Source organism: Microbacterium sp. STF-2 (assembly GCF_034650155.1).
Lineage (GTDB): Bacteria > Actinomycetota > Actinomycetes > Actinomycetales > Microbacteriaceae > Microbacterium > Microbacterium maritypicum_A.
In genome coordinates this window covers 468,086-484,649 of sequence record NZ_JARKMW010000002.1, presented here as the reverse complement: position 1 = coordinate 484,649, position 16,564 = coordinate 468,086, and the positions used below count along the sequence as shown (strand labels likewise).

Below are 16,564 nucleotides of genomic sequence, written 5' to 3'. Positions count from 1 at the left end.
TCCCCATCGTCCGAAAGGAGGCGGTCGCATGACCATCGCGCTCCCGCCCGCCCAGGGCCCCTCCGCGGAGAGCGGCGGCAGCATCGACACCGTCGCCATCGCCCAGGCCGATCTGAAGAACGGCTCCGGCGGCTTCTGGCGGGACGTGTTCCGCCGCCTCCGCCGAAACCCGACGGCATGGATCGGCGCGGCCATCGTGGTGGCGTTCCTGCTCATCGCCGCGCTCGCGCCCCTGATCGCTCCCTACCCGGAGACGGCGCTGCCGGGTGCGAAGTACATCACGCCGACCTACATCCCGGGACCGGGGGAGCTGCCGCAGTTCCCGCTGGGCCTCGACCGCTTCGGCGGCGACGTGCTGTCCAAGCTCATCTGGGGCGCGCAGGCGTCTCTCATGATCGGGGTCATCTCCACGGCGATGGGCCTGGTCGGCGGCATGATCCTCGGTCTGCTCGCCGGCACGTTCGGCGGCTGGGTCGACACGCTCATCATGCGCATCGTCGACATCATCCTCTCGGTGCCGAACCTGCTGCTGGCGGTGTCGATCGCCGCGATCCTCGGGCAGACCCCGTTCGCCATCATGATCGCGATCGGGGCCTCCCAGGTGCCGATCTTCGCCCGGCTGCTGCGCGCCTCCATGCTGCAGCAGCGCTCCAGCGACTACGTGCTCTCGGCGCAGACGCTCGGTCTGGGTCGCGGCAAGATCACCATGTCGCACGTGCTGCCGAACGCGATCGGACCCGTGATCGTTCAGGGCACCCTGACGCTCGCCACCGCGGTCATCGATGCGGCGGCGCTGTCTTTCCTCGGCCTCGGCGGCGGACGGCCCGAGACGGCGGAGTGGGGGCGCATGCTCACCTACGCGCAGGCCGAGCTCGCCATCGCGCCCTGGCTCGCCTTCCTCCCCGGTATCTGCATCGCCGTCACGGCGCTCGGCTTCACCCTGCTGGGTGAAGCGCTGCGCGAGGCGATGGATCCCCGGACGAGGGCGCGATGAACGCGCGGGACGACGGTGCCGTGAGCGCCGCGAAGGAGAAGCAGATGTCAACCGAACCGTTGCTGTCGGTCCAGGGACTGGCCGTGGACTTCGCCACCATGGACGGCGTCGTGCACGCCGTCGAAGGCGTCGACCTCGAGATCCGCCCCGGCGAGACCGTCGCGATCGTGGGGGAGTCCGGCTCGGGCAAGTCCACCACCGCGATGGCCATCATCGGACTGCTGGCCGGGGGAGGCCGGATCGCGTCCGGCAGCATCCGGCTCGACGGCAAGGAGATCTCGCGGTCACCCGAGCACGAACTGCGCACGATCCGCGGTCGTGACATCGGTCTCGTGCCGCAGGATCCGATGTCGAACCTGAACCCGGTGGCGAAGATCGGCACGCAGGTGGCGGAGACGCTGCTCGCGCATGGCCTCGCCACCCGACAGAACGTGCAGGCGAAGGTGGTCGAGGCGCTGACCGCCGCGGGCCTTCCCGATCCGGCGCGGCGCGCGAAGCAGTACCCGCACGAGTTCTCCGGCGGCATGCGCCAGCGTGCGCTCATCGCGATCGGTCTGGCGTGCAAGCCGCGACTGCTGATCGCCGACGAGCCCACCAGCGCGCTCGACGTCACGGTGCAGCAGACGATCCTCGATCAGATCGGGCAGATGACGCGCGAGCTGGGCACGGCGGTGCTGCTCATCACGCACGACCTGGGCCTCGCCGCCGAGCGTGCGGAGCGGGTGATCGTGATGCACCGCGGCAACGTGGTGGAGCAGGGCGATGCGCGCCAGATCCTGGAGGACCCGCAGCATCCGTACACGCAGTCGCTCGTGAAGGCGGCCCCGTCCGTCGCGGCGGCACGCCTGCGACCCGAGGCCTTCCGGACCCGGGAACGGGCGGCCGATGCCGTCGCTGCTGCCGATGCGGTCGTCGAGGCGGCCCCCGCGGACAACATCGTCGAGATCGAGAATCTCACCAAGGTGTACCCGGTGCGGGGCCGCGGCGAGGATTTCGTGGCCGTCGACGACGTGTCGCTGGTGATCCCGCGCGGGGAGACGGTCGCGATCGTGGGTGAGTCGGGTTCCGGCAAGACCACGACCGCGCGGATGCTGCTGAAGGTGATCGAGCCGACGAGCGGGCTGATCCGCTACGAGGGCAAGGACATCGCGTCGCTGAGCCGGGCGGAGACGAAGGAGTTCCGGCAGCAGGTGCAGCCGATCTTCCAGGATCCGTACTCGAGCCTGAACCCGATGTTCACGATCGAGCGCCTGATCGCCGAGCCGCTGGAGTTCTACAAGCGGGGGAGCGGCGCCGATCGGCGCAAGCGCGTGCGGCAGCTGCTCGACGACGTGGCCCTGCCGCAGTCGATGCTGCGGCGGTATCCGTCCGAGCTGTCCGGCGGCCAGCGACAGCGTGTCGCGATCGCACGGGCTCTCGCCCTCTCGCCGGATCTGATCGTCTGCGACGAGCCGGTGTCGGCGCTCGATGTGCTGGTGCAGGACCAGATCCTGAAGCTGCTCGGCGACCTGCAGCGGGAGTACGGACTGAGCTACCTGTTCATCTCGCACGACCTCGCGGTGGTGCGGCTGATCAGCGACTACGTGTGCGTCATGAAGGACGGCAGGCTCGTGGAGGCGGCGACGTCCGAGGAGATCTTCACGAATCCCCGTGACCCGTACACGCGGCGTCTGCTGGCGTCGATCCCCGGCAACGAGCTGGGCATCGCGTCCTGAGATCACCTCCTCCGATCGCCGGGCCGCATGTGTTCCGGTCCGGCGATCGGAGACTCATACCGCAGCTTCCGAGATTGGTCAAGGACTGCGCTTGCCATGTCGCATAATCGTGCGTATAGTTAGTAGTTGCGCTCGTTTCTCCCTGCCCTCATATGGTGGTCGGCATCTGTCGAGTTCCCGGGCGCACACTCCACCTGACGACAAAGGAATCGAGAAGCCCTGCGGGGCTCACGGAGGTTATTCCCTTGGCTGCTGCTCGCAACGCATCCACATCCACCACCACCAAGAACGGACGCGGAGCTTCCCGTCTTTCGTTCGCCAAGATCTCCGACACGCTGACGGTCCCTGACCTTCTCGCCCTGCAGACCGAGTCCTTCGGTTGGCTGGTCGGCAACGACGCCTGGAAGGCGCGCGTGGCCGAGGCCAAGAAGCAGGGTCGCACCGACGTCAACGAGAACAGCGGTCTGGGCGAGATCTTCGAGGAGATCTCTCCGATCGAGGACCTCGGCGAGACGATGCAGCTGTCGTTCACGAACCCCTACCTCGAGCCAGAGAAGTACTCGATCGAGGAGTGCAAGGAGCGTGGCAAGACCTACGCCGCTCCGCTGTACGTCGAGGCCGAGTTCATGAACCACCTCACGGGTGAGATCAAGACCCAGACGGTCTTCATGGGCGACTTCCCGCTGCAGACCGACAAGGGCACGTTCATCATCAACGGCTCCGAGCGCGTCGTCGTGTCGCAGCTCGTGCGTTCGCCGGGTGTCTACTTCGACAAGACCCCCGACAAGACGTCCGACAAGGACATCGTGTCGGCGCGCGTCATCCCGAGCCGTGGTGCATGGCTCGAGTTCGAGATCGACAAGCGCGACCAGGTGGGCGTGCGCGTCGACCGCAAGCGCAAGCAGTCGGTCACCGTCTTCCTCAAGGCACTGGGCATGACCAGCGAGGAGATCCTCGCCGAGTTCGCCGGCTACACCTCGATCGAGGAGACGCTCGCGAAGGACACGATCGTCACCAAGGAAGATGCGCTCCGCGACATCTACCGCAAGCTCCGTCCGGGCGAGCAGGTCGCCGCCGAGGCCGCCCGCGCGCTCCTGGACAACTTCTACTTCAACCCGAAGCGCTACGACCTGGCCAAGGTCGGTCGTTACAAGATCAACCACAAGCTGGGCCTGGACCAGCCGCTGACCTCCTCGGTGCTGACCGTCGAGGACATCGTGGCCACGATCAAGTACCTGGTGCGCCTGCACGCCGGCACCGAGGAGACCTTCACGGGCATCCGCGGCGGCAAGAAGGCCGAGATCCGTCTCGCGACCGACGACATCGACAACTTCGGCAACCGTCGCATCCGCGCGGTCGGCGAGCTGATCCAGAACCAGGTCCGCACCGGTCTGTCCCGCATGGAGCGCGTCGTCCGCGAGCGCATGACCACGCAGGACATCGAGGCGATCACCCCGCAGACCCTGATCAACGTGCGCCCCGTCGTCGCCGCGATCAAGGAGTTCTTCGGAACGTCGCAGCTGTCGCAGTTCATGGACCAGAACAACCCGCTCGCCGGTCTGACGAACAAGCGTCGTCTCTCCGCGCTGGGCCCGGGTGGTCTCTCCCGTGACCGCGCCGGCGTCGAGGTCCGTGACGTCCACCCCTCGCACTACGGCCGCATGTGCCCGATCGAGACGCCTGAAGGCCCGAACATCGGTCTGATCGGTGCTCTCGCGACCTTCGCGCGCATCAACTCGTTCGGTTTCATCGAGACCCCGTACCGCAAGGTCGAGGGTGGCGTCGTCACCGAGCACATCGACTACCTCACGGCTTCCGAAGAGGTCGACTTCAACATCGCGCAGGCCAACGCCCCGCTCGATGCCAAGGGTCGCTTCATCGAGAGCCACGTGCTGGCGCGCCCCAAGGGCGGCAGCGGCGAGGTCGACATGTTCCTCCCGGAGGACATCGGCTACATCGACGTCTCCCCGCGCCAGATGGTTTCGGTCGCGACCTCGCTCGTGCCGTTCCTCGAGCACGACGACGCACAGCGCGCCCTCATGGGTGCCAACATGCAGCGTCAGGCTGTGCCGCTGCTGCGCAGCGACTCGCCGCTCGTCGGAACCGGTATGGAGGGCTACACGGCCATCGACGCCGGTGACGTACTCACCGCCGACAAGGCCGGTGTCGTCTCCGAGGTCTCCGCAGACCGCGTCGTCGTCATGCTCGACGAGGGCGGGACGCAGGAGTACCACCTCCGCAAGTTCGACCGCTCCAACCAGGGCACGTCGTACAACCAGAAGGTCGTCGTCAACGCCGGTGAGCGCGTCGAGGTCGGAGAGGTCATCGCCGATGGCCCCGCCACCGAGAACGGCGAGCTGGCCCTCGGAAAGAACCTCCTCGTCGCCTTCATGACGTGGGAGGGCTACAACTTCGAGGACGCGATCATCCTGAGCCAGGACCTGGTGAAGGACGACACCCTCTCCTCGATCCACATCGAGGAGTACGAGGTCGATGCCCGCGACACCAAGCTCGGCAAGGAGGAGATCACCCGTGACCTCCCCAACGTCAGCCCGGAGCTGCTGAAGGACCTCGACGAGCGCGGCATCATCCGCATCGGCGCCGAGGTCCGCCCCGGCGACATCCTCGTGGGCAAGGTCACGCCGAAGGGTGAGACCGAGCTGTCGGCCGAGGAGCGTCTGCTCCGCGCGATCTTCAACGAGAAGAGCCGCGAGGTCCGCGACACGTCCTTGAAGGTGCCTCACGGCGAGCAGGGCACGATCATCGCGGTCAAGGAGTTCAACGCCGAGGACGGCGACGACGAGCTCGGCTCGGGCGTCAACCGCCGCGTCGTGGTCTACATCGCCCAGAAGCGCAAGATCACCGAGGGTGACAAGCTCGCCGGCCGTCACGGCAACAAGGGTGTCATCGCGAAGATCCTCCCGATCGAGGACATGCCGTTCATGGCGGACGGCACCCCGGTCGACATCGTCCTGAACCCGCTCGGCATCCCCGGTCGAATGAACTTCGGCCAGGTCCTCGAGACCCACCTCGGGTGGATCGCGAAGCAGGGCTGGAAGGTCGAAGGCACTCCGGAGTGGGCAGCCCGTCTGCCGGAGCAGGCATTCGAGGCCGCTCCCGGCACGAAGGTCGCCACCCCGGTGTTCGACGGTGCGAGCGAGGAGGAGATCGCCGGTCTCCTCGACGCGACCATCCCGACGCGCGACGGTGTCCGTCTGATCGACTCCAGCGGAAAGGCCCAGATGTTCGACGGCCGCTCCGGCGAGCCGTTCCCGGCCCCGATCTCGGTCGGCTACATGTACATCCTGAAGCTGCACCACCTGGTCGACGACAAGATCCACGCACGTTCCACGGGTCCGTACTCGATGATCACCCAGCAGCCGCTCGGTGGTAAGGCGCAGTTCGGTGGACAGCGCTTCGGTGAGATGGAGGTGTGGGCCCTCGAGGCCTACGGCGCCGCATACGCGCTCCAGGAGCTCCTCACGATCAAGTCCGACGACATCCTCGGCCGCGTCAAGGTGTACGAGGCGATCGTCAAGGGCGAGAACATCCAGGAGCCCGGCATCCCCGAGTCCTTCAAGGTGCTCATGAAGGAGATGCAGTCGCTCTGCCTGAACGTCGAGGTCCTCTCGGCCGACGGCACGCTGGTGAACCTCCGCGACACCGACGATGAGGCGTTCCGCGCCGCAGAAGAGCTCGGTATCAACATCTCCAGCCGCTTCGAGGCCGCCTCGATCGACGAGATCTAATCCTTCGGGGGCCCGGGACACGCGTTCCGGGCCCACCGAAGCAGACTTCTCAAAAAGAATTTCCGACACAGGAGAACTAGTGCTCGAGTCCACAACTTTCGATGAGCTTCGCATCGGCCTGGCGACCGCAGACCACATCCGCGCGTGGTCCTACGGCGAGGTCAAGAAGCCCGAAACCATCAACTACCGCACCCTGAAGCCGGAGAAGGATGGTCTCTTCGGAGAGCAGATCTTCGGCCCGTCCCGCGACTGGGAGTGCGCCTGCGGCAAGTACAAGCGCGTCCGCTTCAAGGGCATCGTCTGCGAGCGCTGCGGCGTGGAGGTCACCAAGAGCTCCGTCCGTCGTGAGCGCATGGGTCACATCGAGCTCGCCGCTCCCGTCACCCACATCTGGTACTTCAAGGGCGTGCCCTCGCGTCTGGGCTACCTGCTCGACATGGCTCCGAAGGACCTCGAGAAGGTCATCTACTTCGCCGCCTACATGGTCATCTCGGTCGACGAGGAAGCTCGTCACCGCGACCTGGGCACGCAGGAGAACAACATCCGCCTCGAGCTGAAGACGCTCGGCGACCGCCGCGATGCCAAGATCGCGGAGCGCCTGGCCAAGCTGGAGGAGGAGCTCGCTGCCCTCGAGGCAGAGGGTGCCAAGGCCGACGCCAAGAAGAAGGTCAAGGACGCCGCCGAGAAGGAGATGTCGCTCATCCGCAAGGGTGCCGACGAGGCGATCCTGAAGCTGGAGCGCGTGTGGGAGGACTTCCGCACCCTCGAGGTCGGTGCTCTGCGCCCGGAGGACGACGTCTTCCACGAGCTGCAGGACCGCTTCGGCCAGTACTTCGAGGCCTACATGGGTGCCGAGTCGATCCAGCGTCGCCTCGCGGCGTTCGACCTCGTCGCCGAGGCGGAGAACCTGCGTCTGCAGATCTCCGAGGGCAAGGGTCAGCGCAAGATCCGTGCGATCAAGCGCCTCAAGGTCGTCAGCTCGTTCCTCGAGACCGGCATGAGCCCGGCCGCGATGGTCCTCGACGTCGTCCCGGTGATCCCGCCGGAGCTGCGCCCGATGGTCCAGCTCGACGGTGGCCGCTTCGCGACCTCCGACCTGAACGACCTGTACCGCCGTGTGATCAACCGCAACAACCGTCTTCGTCGTCTGATCGACCTCGGTGCCCCCGAGATCATCGTCAACAACGAGAAGCGCATGCTGCAGGAGGCCGTCGACGCACTGTTCGACAACGGTCGCCGTGGTCGTCCCGTCACCGGTACCGGCAACCGTGCCCTGAAGTCCCTCAGCGACATGCTGAAGGGTAAGCAGGGTCGTTTCCGCCAGAACCTGCTCGGAAAGCGTGTCGACTACTCGGGCCGTTCGGTCATCATCGTCGGCCCGCAGCTGAAGCTGCACCAGTGCGGTCTGCCCAAGCAGATGGCTCTGGAGCTCTTCAAGCCGTTCGTGATCAAGCGCCTGATCGACCTCGGTCACTCGCAGAACATCAAGGCGGCCAAGCGCGCCGTCGAGCGCACCCGTCCTGAGGTCTGGGACGTGCTCGAGGAGATCATCCGCGAGCGTCCGGTGCTGCTCAACCGTGCACCCACCCTGCACCGTCTGGGCATCCAGGCGTTCGAGCCTCAGCTCGTCGAGGGCAAGGCCATCCAGCTGCACCCGCTCGTCTGCGCGGCGTTCAACGCCGACTTCGACGGTGACCAGATGGCTGTCCACCTGCCGCTGTCGGTCGAGGCTCAGGCCGAGGCCCGCGTGCTGATGCTCGCGTCGAACAACATCCTGAAGCCGTCTGACGGCCGTCCGGTCACCCTGCCTTCGCAGGACATGATCATCGGTCTGCACCACCTGACCACGGTCAAGGAGGGTGCTGCCGGTGAGGGTCGTGCGTTCGGTTCCGTGGGCGAGGCGATCCTGGCCAAGGACGAGGGTTCCCTCGACCTGCAGGCGAAGATCCGCATCCGCATCCCCGGTCTGACCTTCCTCGAGGGCGAAGCTCCCGAGGGCTACGAGCGTCACGGTCTCGTCGACGCCTCCCTGGGTCAGGCGATCTTCAACGACACGCTGCCCAAGGGCTACCCGTTCGTCCGCGAGCAGGCCGACAAGAACAAGCTGTCGCAGATCGTCAACAAGCTGGCCGAGGAGTACCCCAAGGTCGAGACGGCTGCGTCGCTGGACCGCATCAAGGACGCCGGTTTCTACTGGGCCACGCGCTCCGGTGTGACCGTCGCCCTGAGCGACATCCTCACCCCGCCGAACAAGGCGGAGATCGTCGCCGGCTACGAGAAGCAGGCCGCGAAGGTCCAGTCGCAGTACGAGAAGGGTCTGACGACCGACTCGGAGCGTCGCCAGGAGCTCATCAAGATCTGGACCGAGGCGACCGACGAGGTTCAGGCCGCCATGAAGGCGAACTTCCCCGAGGACAACACCATCAACCGCATGGTGTCGTCGGGTGCTCGTGGTAACTGGCTGCAGATCCGGAACATCGCCGGTATGCGTGGTCTGGTGAACAACCCCAAGGGTGAGATCATCCCGCGTCCGATCATCTCCTCGTACCGCGAGGGTCTGTCGGTTGCGGAGTACTTCATCGCGACGCACGGTACCCGTAAGGGTCTGGCCGACACCGCTCTGCGTACCGCCGACTCGGGTTACCTGACCCGTCGTCTGGTGGACGTCTCGCAGGACGTCATCATCCGCGAAGAGGACTGTGGCACGTCGAAGGGCCTCGAGCTCCCGATCGCCGCTCCGAACTCGCAGGGTGAGCTCGTGCGCGACGCGAACGTCGAGAACTCGGTGTTCGCTCGTACGCTGGCCTCCGACGTCGTGAACGAGTCGGGCGAGGTTCTCGCCTCGGCCGGTGACGACGTGGGCGACGTGCTGATCGACAAGCTCGTCGGACTCGGTGTCGAGAGCATCAAGGTGCGCTCGGTCCTGACCTGCGACTCTGCTGTCGGTGTCTGCGCGCAGTGCTACGGCCGTTCGCTCGCGACCGGTAAGACGGTCGACATCGGAGAGGCCGTCGGCATCATCGCGGCACAGTCGATCGGTGAGCCCGGTACCCAGCTGACGATGCGTACCTTCCACACGGGTGGTTCGGCATCGGCGGATGACATCACGCAGGGTCTTCCCCGTGTGCAGGAGCTCTTCGAGGCGCGTACCCCCAAGGGCGCGTCGCCGATCGCCGAGGCCGATGGCCGCATCACGATCGACGAGACCGACAAGGGCAAGAAGGTCATCCTCACGCCCGACAGCGGTGACGAGCCGGTCATCTACCCGGTGCTGAAGCGCGCGACGCTTCTCGTCGAGGACGGGCAGCACGTCACGGTCGGTCAGCCGATCCTGGTGGGCACGCTCGACCCCAAGGAGATCATGCGTGTCATGGGTGCTCGCGAGGTGCAGCGTTACCTCGTCGGCGGCGTCCAGGGCGTGTACCGCTCGCAGGGTGTGCCGATCCACGACAAGCACATCGAGGTCATCGTCCGTCAGATGCTCCGCAAGGTCACCGTCGTCGATCACGCCGACACGACCCTGCTCCCGGGTGAGATGGTCGACCTCAAGCGCTACCAGTCGATCAACCGCGAGGCTGTGGCAGAGGGCAAGCGTCCCGCGTCCGGCCGTCCGGAGCTGATGGGTATCACGAAGGCGTCGCTCGCGACCGAATCGTGGCTGTCGGCCGCCTCCTTCCAGGAGACGACCCGCGTGCTCACCGAGGCTGCGATGCAGGGCAAGCGCGACCCGCTGGTCGGTCTCAAGGAGAACGTCATCATCGGTAAGCTCATCCCCGCCGGAACCGGTCTCTCGAAGTACCGCGACGTCACGGTCGAGGCCACCGAGGAAGCCAAGAGCGAGCGCTACCCGAACCGGATCTTCGCATCCGACGGTGCGTACGCCGACGGTGACTTCGGCTACGTCGACTTCGACGCGTTCTCGACGGACGACATCACCCCCGGTACTTACAACTGATCGAGGCGAGAGCCGCAGTACTGAGTACTGAATGACGCAGAAGGCCCCAGGCGACTCGCCTGGGGCCTTCTGCGTGCCCGGCGGTGTGCGACGTGGCGCGAGTGCACGGGAAGCTGCCGAGCGCACGGGTGACGTGTGTCGCCGAGCCGTGCACTCGTCGAGAAGCCGTGCAGTCGGCGGAGGATCCTGACACGCGCGGAGCGCGTTGGACGTCAGCCGAAGATGTGCTCCACGATGCTCGAGGTGTAACCGGTCGGCGCGAGGTTCGTGTAGCGCGTGTCGATGAGCACATCATCACGCCAGAACAGCGTGCGGCCGTCGGTCACGGGGTACTGCTCGTTCGGCCAGGTCTTCTCGCAGCGCGTGCCGCCGTCCGGCGTGAAACAGGAGAAGCCCTCGTCGTCGGCGAGCGCATTGAGCTTGTCGAGCGCGGGCCCGCGGTTCATCCGCGAGATCGTCGTCGTGAGTCGCGTGGTGTCTGCACGCGGGTCCGCCCAATTGCAGGTGAGGGCACCGTCAGCGCCCACTCCCGAAGGCCCGAAGGCGGCGTCGTTGAGAGGGATGTCGCCGAGTTCGGCCAGCACGGCTTCCGACAAGATCGCACGACAGTCGGTCGGCAGGGCGACGGGAGCGGTCGTCGGGGTGGGGGTGGGCGACGGGGTGCTGGTCTCCTCACTGCCTGCCGTGTGGCCTTCCGTGGGGCTGGGCGAAGTGTCCCCGCCATCGCCTGCCTGCGGGGTGCACGCCGTCAGAACGACGAGGAGGAAGAACGCGGCGGCAGCGCCGGCGAGTCGGGGCTTCATGTCCACACCGTACTGCTCGTCGGCGGCGCGACGGGAGAGGAACGCGATGCAGCCCGTCGGTGCACGGCGCCACGATAGTGTCGGCGGGTGAGCAATCAGACTTCTTCCGCCGGTTCCGTTGTTGTGATCGGCGATGCCTTGATCGATGAGATCCGCGACGATTCCGGCGTCCGCGAGCTCGTGGGCGGTGCGGCACTCAACGTCGCCGTCGGACTGCGGCGGCTGGGAGTCGAGACGACGCTGATCGCCATGGTCGGGGAGGACGAGGCAGGCGCGCACATCCGCGAGTACCTGTCCGACCACGGTGTGCGCCTGATAGGGAGTGAGGCCCCCCTCGGCTCGTCCCGCGCGATCGTGCAGCGGGCGGCCGACGGCGAACCGCAGTACGTCTTCAACGAGGCCGCCCAGAGACGCAGCATCCGATACTCCGACGACGCTCGTCAGGCGATCGCCGACGCCGGGCTCGTCGCGATCAGCTGCTTCCCCTTCGATGTGCCGGCAGAGGTCGACGCACTGAGCGATGCCCTGGGAGACGCACGCGTCGCGATCGATCCCAACCCGCGCGCCGGGATGCTCAGCGACCGGGAGGAGTTCGTCCGCGGATTCGAACAGCTCGTGGCTTCGGCTGCCATCGTCAAGGTCGGTGCGGATGATGCGGCGATCCTCTACGACGGTGACCTCGACGCGCTGCGCGCGCGCCTGCGGGACCTCGGTGCTGCGGCGGTCCTCGCGACCGCGGGTGCCGACGGCGCCACGATCGACGCGGATGCCGGCATCGTCTCCGCCCCCATCGCGCAGCTTCCCGGCGCGGTGATCGACACCGTCGGAGCGGGGGATGCGACTCTCGCCGCCGTCGCAGAGGGCCTGGTCACAGCGTCTCCGTCCGACCTGGGGGAGTGGCGCGCACTGCTGCAGAGGGCCATGGATGTTGCCGCCGCGACCTGTCGGGCAGAGGGCGGACTCCTGCGGACACCCGAGTCACTGGAGGCCTCCGGTCGCGGCGTGAGCGGCAGCTGACGGTCCGATTTCTTGCACCCGCCTCCGACAGGTATGCTTGTCTCTCGTGCCCCCGGTTGGCTGTCGAAGTCGGACGGGTGCGCTCTGGCGAGTTACCCAAGCGGCCAAAGGGATCTGACTGTAAATCAGACTGCTCTGCATTCGGGGGTTCGAATCCCTCACTCGCCACCATCCATCACCTCCGCGGAAGACTGCGGAAATCCGAAGGCCCACGCGATCACCGCGGGGGCCTTCTCTCATCCCCGCCCCCGGACGCCGCCACCATGAATAGGGTGGTCACATGCTCCAGACGATCCGCGCCCGCGTCGACCTCGGAGAGCGATCATGAGCGCCCCCGCCGGGTGGTACACCGATGACCAGGGTGCGACGAGATGGTGGGACGGATCCCGATGGGATGGCGAGGCGCCGACCCCCGTGACGTCGGGGGAGTTCCCGTCGGTCCCGGAGGGAACGAGCGCGAACACCGTATGGGTGTGGCTGATCGTGCTCCTCCCGGTGCTCAGCGCGATCGCCGCCATCGGATACCTGGTGCAGATGCAGCAGGGGATGTTCGACATGCTCGCCGTCGTCCCGCTGGACGGCTCGTCGTCCCTCGACGTGGAGAGATTCATCGCCGCGGAGATCAACGCCTTCCTCACGCCGTGGTACCTGGTCCTGACGCTGTCGGGCTGGACGATCTACGGGCTCTCCGTCTGGTTTTCCGCCCGCGATTCCCGCGAGCTCGCCGGCCGAGGCTTCTCCCGACCTTTCCCCTGGGCATGGACCTTCCTGTCCTCTCTCGTCTATGTGATCGGTCGTCATGTCGTGGTCCGTCGACGGGGAGGACGGGGGTCGACACCGCTGATCGTGATGATCGCCATCCAGGTCGTCTTTCTTCTCGCGGCGTCCGTCTGGGCATCGGTGTTCGCGGCTCAGCTGTTCGAGACGGTCTTCTCGATGGTCACGATGCGGCGGATGTGACGTGGCCCCGCGAGTGCGAACGGTTCATAGACTGGACTGATGCGACCGCTCACCGAAGCCGAAGTCCGGGCCTCGTTCGTCAATGCGGATGCCGACGAACTGCGCCTCATGGAGATGCCGCACGACTTCCTCCTCGTCGACTGGGACTATCTCGACTTCTTCGCCTGGCAGGATCCCGGCGCGAGTCGCCGTGGCTATGTGCTGATCCCGCACGACGAGGAGATCGTCGGCATCGTGCTGCGCGCGACGGATCCCGGACGTGCGCGTTCGGGCATGTGCAACATCTGTCACACGATGCAGCCCGGCAATCAGGTCGCGCTCCTCTCCGCACGTCGGGCGGGGGAGGCAGGGAAGCGCGGCGACTCGTTCGGCACCTACATGTGCGCCGACCTCTCCTGCCACGAGAACGTGCGTCTCGCCCACCCGCTCGCACCAAACGAGGTCAGGACTCCGGGGCAGGTCGACTTCCGCCTCGACGGCACGCGTCGCCGAATGGAGAGCTTCGTCTCGCAGGTCTGGGAGCGGGTCTGATCGCGGTTACGCTGGTCCCACACGTCCTGCGCTCGAAGGAGAAGCCATGAGTGATGCCATCCTGTTCGCCGTCGAAGAGGGATTGGCACGGCTGACGCTGAACCGCCCCGCTCGCCTCAACGCCTTCAACGCCGACCTCGCGCACGCCTGGAAGGACGCGACGGCCGAGGCGACGTCGAGATCCGATGTGAAGGCGATCCTGATCGATGCCGTCGGCCCCGCTTTCTGCGCCGGGGGCGATGTGATCGACATGGCGACGACGATGGGGGCTTCCGGCGCGGAGATCACCGCTCTCGCCGAGGTCATCAACACCGGCATCCGCTCGTTGACGGAATCGGCGGTGCCTGTCGTCGCCGCTGCCCACGGCACCACGGCCGGCGGTGGTCTGGGGATTCTGCTGTGCAGCGACTATGCCGTGGTCGGCTCGCGATCGAAGCTCGGCAGCCTCTACGCGAACATCGGTCTGACCCCGGATCTGTCGGTCTCCGCTCAGCTCGCCCGTGCCGTCGGTCAGCGCCGTGCCCTGCAGCTCGTGCTGCAGGATCGACTGCTGTCGTCGGCGGAGGCTGTGGACTGGGGTCTCGTCGCCGAGGCCGTCGAAGGTGCGGACGCCGTCTCCGAGGCGGAACTGGTGCGTGCTCGCGGTGAGGAGATCGCGCGATTCTGGTTGGCGGGCGCCGCAGACGCCTACGGCCAGGCGAAGCGGCTGGTGCGATCGCAGCCGGAGCGCACGTTCGTCGAGCAACTGAGTGAGGAGGCGCGTTCGATCGGAGCAGCCCTGGAGACGCCGGATGCGCAGGCCAGAGTCGCAGCCTTCGCCGCAGCATCGGCGAAGAAAGCCGGCTGACCTCTCCTCCACAGAGGCAGAGATCGGGAAAGGTCTTCGGCGACGAGGGCGGCGCCCGTGGCATCTGCGGGCGCGCGTGGCAGGATGAAGGCATCGCCGCACGACGAGAGGATCGCCATGTCCCAGCCGGACATCACCACGCATCAGACGCAGGGTGAGAAGAAGAACATGTCGCTGCTCATCAGGGGTTCCCTGTGGATCGCCATCGGGGCTCTGATCGCCGCGGCGCTCGTGTGCGTCATCTGGGTGCTCATCGGCGATCAAGATGGTCTGATCGGCCGGGCGTTCCTCACGATTCTGCTGCTCGCAGCGTTCGCCGGCATCGCGATCCTCGAAGCTGGTCTCGCGCCGAACCGTCCCGACTGGCTCCAGCTGGCGAGCATGGTGAGCTGGATCATCGCGCTCCTCGTCGGAGCCGTGAAGATCTGGCTGCCGGAAGACGGCTTCTACTTCGGTGCCGAGCGCTTCTTCCAGCTGCTCCTCGTGATCGGCATCCTTCAGCTCGCCCTGCTGCACGTGCGCCTGTTCACTCCCGCGGCGCAGCGATACGTCACAACATTCACGCGGGTCATCTACATCGTCACCATCACGTTCCTCGCTGGCCTCGTCGGCATGCTCGTGTTCTTCCTGGCGTTCCCGAACACGTTCCACTACGGCGAGCTCTACTGGCGTATCGTGGTCGCGCTGACGATCCTGGTGGCCGTCGGCACGACGCTGATCCCACTGCTGAACGCGCTCTTCGCTCCCAAGAAGAAGACGCCCGCCGATCGCGCTGTGGCCTCGCCGCCGTCCTGGCCCACCTACGCAGACGGCATCACCCCGCTCCCGGCGCTTCCCGACGCATCGCCCGACTGGAACGCCTACTACACGGGTTACCCGACCGTCGTGCCGCCGCAGCAGGCGCTCGCCGCAGCGCCGGTCTCGAGTTTCCCGGTCGCGCCACAGCCCACATCGCCACAGCCCACATCGCCACAGCCCGCTGCTCCGCAGTTCACGCAACCGGTCGCCTCGCCGCAGGTGGCTCCGGGAGAGCATCCGGTGCCACCGGCGCCGGCCGCGCAGCCGACGGCTCCTCCGCAGGAGACCTTGCCGGCCTTCCCTCCGCCTCCCCCCGCCCCGCAGCGGCCTGCCCAGTGACACTCGAACTCGAGCTCGAGCTCCTCGAGCTCGCGAGTGAGATCGCGGAAGAAGCCGGACGGCTCGCGCGCACGCGTCGACAGGAGGGGGTGCGTCTGGCGGCCACCAAGTCGTCGCTGGCCGATATCGTCACCGAAGCCGATCGTGAGGTCGAGGCGCTCATCCGCGAACGCCTTCGGGCCGCGAGGGCCGACGACGGTTTCCTGGGGGAGGAGACCGGTGCCGAGGCCGGCAGCAGCGGGATCACGTGGGTCGTCGATCCGATCGACGGCACCGTCAACTATGCATACGGCATCCCGGCGTACAACGTGAGCATCGCCGCCGTCCGCGGCGATCCCGATCCGGAGACCTGGGAAGCACTCGCCGGTGCGGTCAACGCCCCCGCGCTCGGCGAGATGTTCACGGCCGCCCGCGGCCAGGGCGCGTGGTCGAACGGCGACCGTCTCGAGGTGACCGGAGAGACCCCGGCCGGAGCGCTGCTCGCCACGGGGTTCGGCTACGACCCGACCACGCACGAGGGCGACATCGCCACCGTGGGGCGGGTGATGCCGATGGCCCGGGATCTGAGACGCATGGGAGCCGCAGCGCTCGACCTCGCCTTCGTCGCGGCGGGGCGACTGGACGGATACTTCGAGCGGGGGCTTCGTCCGTGGGACTTCGCCGCCGGCGCCCTCCTCGTCGAAGAAGCGGGTGGCGTGGTGTCGCGCATCGACATCGACTCCCCGCGTCCGATGCTGCTCGCGGGCGGGGTGGAAGTGCACTCGCGACTGCGCGCCATCCTCGACCAGAAACATTGAACGATTCATGGCATTCCCAGACTGATCGAGATATGGTTTATGCGATCGTTACTTTCGCC

11 protein-coding genes and 1 tRNA gene are annotated in these 16,564 nt (G+C 66.7%); 11 read left to right on the top strand and 1 reads right to left on the bottom strand.

What is annotated here, in order from left to right; translation table 11 throughout:
* The first annotated feature begins 28 nt into the window (after positions 1-28).
* The 4 genes from MicroSTF_RS16250 to rpoC all read left to right on the top strand — a co-directional run bounded on the left by MicroSTF_RS16250 (position 29) and on the right by rpoC (position 10,413).
* A complete protein-coding gene (locus MicroSTF_RS16250; RefSeq protein ID WP_021199008.1) occupies positions 29-994 on the top strand; it encodes an ABC transporter permease in 966 nt (321 codons plus the stop codon).
* Complete coding sequence (locus MicroSTF_RS16245; protein ID WP_322957105.1) at positions 991-2,709, top strand: ABC transporter ATP-binding protein; 1,719 nt, start codon at positions 991-993, stop codon at positions 2,707-2,709. Before MicroSTF_RS16250 ends, MicroSTF_RS16245 begins: the two co-directional genes overlap by 4 nt.
* A gap of 245 nt (positions 2,710-2,954) precedes the next feature.
* On the top strand, positions 2,955-6,458 hold the full coding sequence (locus MicroSTF_RS16240; RefSeq protein ID WP_021199010.1) for a DNA-directed RNA polymerase subunit beta: 3,504 nt from the start codon (positions 2,955-2,957) through the stop codon (positions 6,456-6,458).
* Positions 6,459-6,537: 79 nt separating this feature from the next.
* Positions 6,538-10,413, top strand: coding sequence for a DNA-directed RNA polymerase subunit beta' (gene rpoC, locus MicroSTF_RS16235; protein ID WP_322957102.1), 3,876 nt, complete (start codon positions 6,538-6,540; stop codon positions 10,411-10,413).
* 212 nt (positions 10,414-10,625) lie between these two features.
* On the opposite strand, the gene MicroSTF_RS16230 is transcribed toward rpoC, so the two are convergent.
* Positions 10,626-11,216: a hypothetical protein gene (locus tag MicroSTF_RS16230; protein WP_322957099.1), complete on the bottom strand. Its 591-nt coding sequence runs from the start codon at positions 11,214-11,216 to the stop codon at positions 10,626-10,628.
* 87 nt (positions 11,217-11,303) lie between these two features.
* On the opposite strand from MicroSTF_RS16230, the gene MicroSTF_RS16225 reads away from it, so the two are divergent.
* The 7 genes from MicroSTF_RS16225 to MicroSTF_RS16195 all read left to right on the top strand — a co-directional run bounded on the left by MicroSTF_RS16225 (position 11,304) and on the right by MicroSTF_RS16195 (position 16,505).
* Complete coding sequence (locus tag MicroSTF_RS16225) at positions 11,304-12,233, top strand: PfkB family carbohydrate kinase (protein WP_297556829.1); 930 nt, start codon at positions 11,304-11,306, stop codon at positions 12,231-12,233.
* Positions 12,234-12,319: 86 nt separating this feature from the next.
* Positions 12,320-12,404: transfer RNA gene (locus MicroSTF_RS16220), tRNA-Tyr, on the top strand.
* Between the two features lie 153 nt (positions 12,405-12,557).
* Positions 12,558-13,193 carry a hypothetical protein gene (locus tag MicroSTF_RS16215; protein ID WP_322957096.1) on the top strand — a complete coding sequence of 212 codons (636 nt, stop codon included), beginning with the start codon at positions 12,558-12,560 and terminating at the stop codon, positions 13,191-13,193.
* A gap of 39 nt (positions 13,194-13,232) precedes the next feature.
* Entirely contained in the window at positions 13,233-13,724 is a 492-nt protein-coding gene (locus tag MicroSTF_RS16210; protein WP_021199015.1) for an FBP domain-containing protein, read from the top strand.
* 46 nt (positions 13,725-13,770) lie between these two features.
* Positions 13,771-14,571, top strand: coding sequence for an enoyl-CoA hydratase/isomerase family protein (locus MicroSTF_RS16205; RefSeq protein ID WP_136025359.1), 801 nt, complete (start codon positions 13,771-13,773; stop codon positions 14,569-14,571).
* A gap of 117 nt (positions 14,572-14,688) precedes the next feature.
* Positions 14,689-15,708 carry a hypothetical protein gene (locus tag MicroSTF_RS16200; protein WP_051667904.1) on the top strand — a complete coding sequence of 340 codons (1,020 nt, stop codon included), beginning with the start codon at positions 14,689-14,691 and terminating at the stop codon, positions 15,706-15,708.
* Positions 15,705-16,505: an inositol monophosphatase family protein gene (locus tag MicroSTF_RS16195; RefSeq protein ID WP_029265904.1), complete on the top strand. Its 801-nt coding sequence runs from the start codon at positions 15,705-15,707 to the stop codon at positions 16,503-16,505. The genes MicroSTF_RS16200 and MicroSTF_RS16195 overlap by 4 nt, the downstream gene beginning before the upstream one ends.
* Positions 16,506-16,564 lie beyond the last annotated feature (59 nt).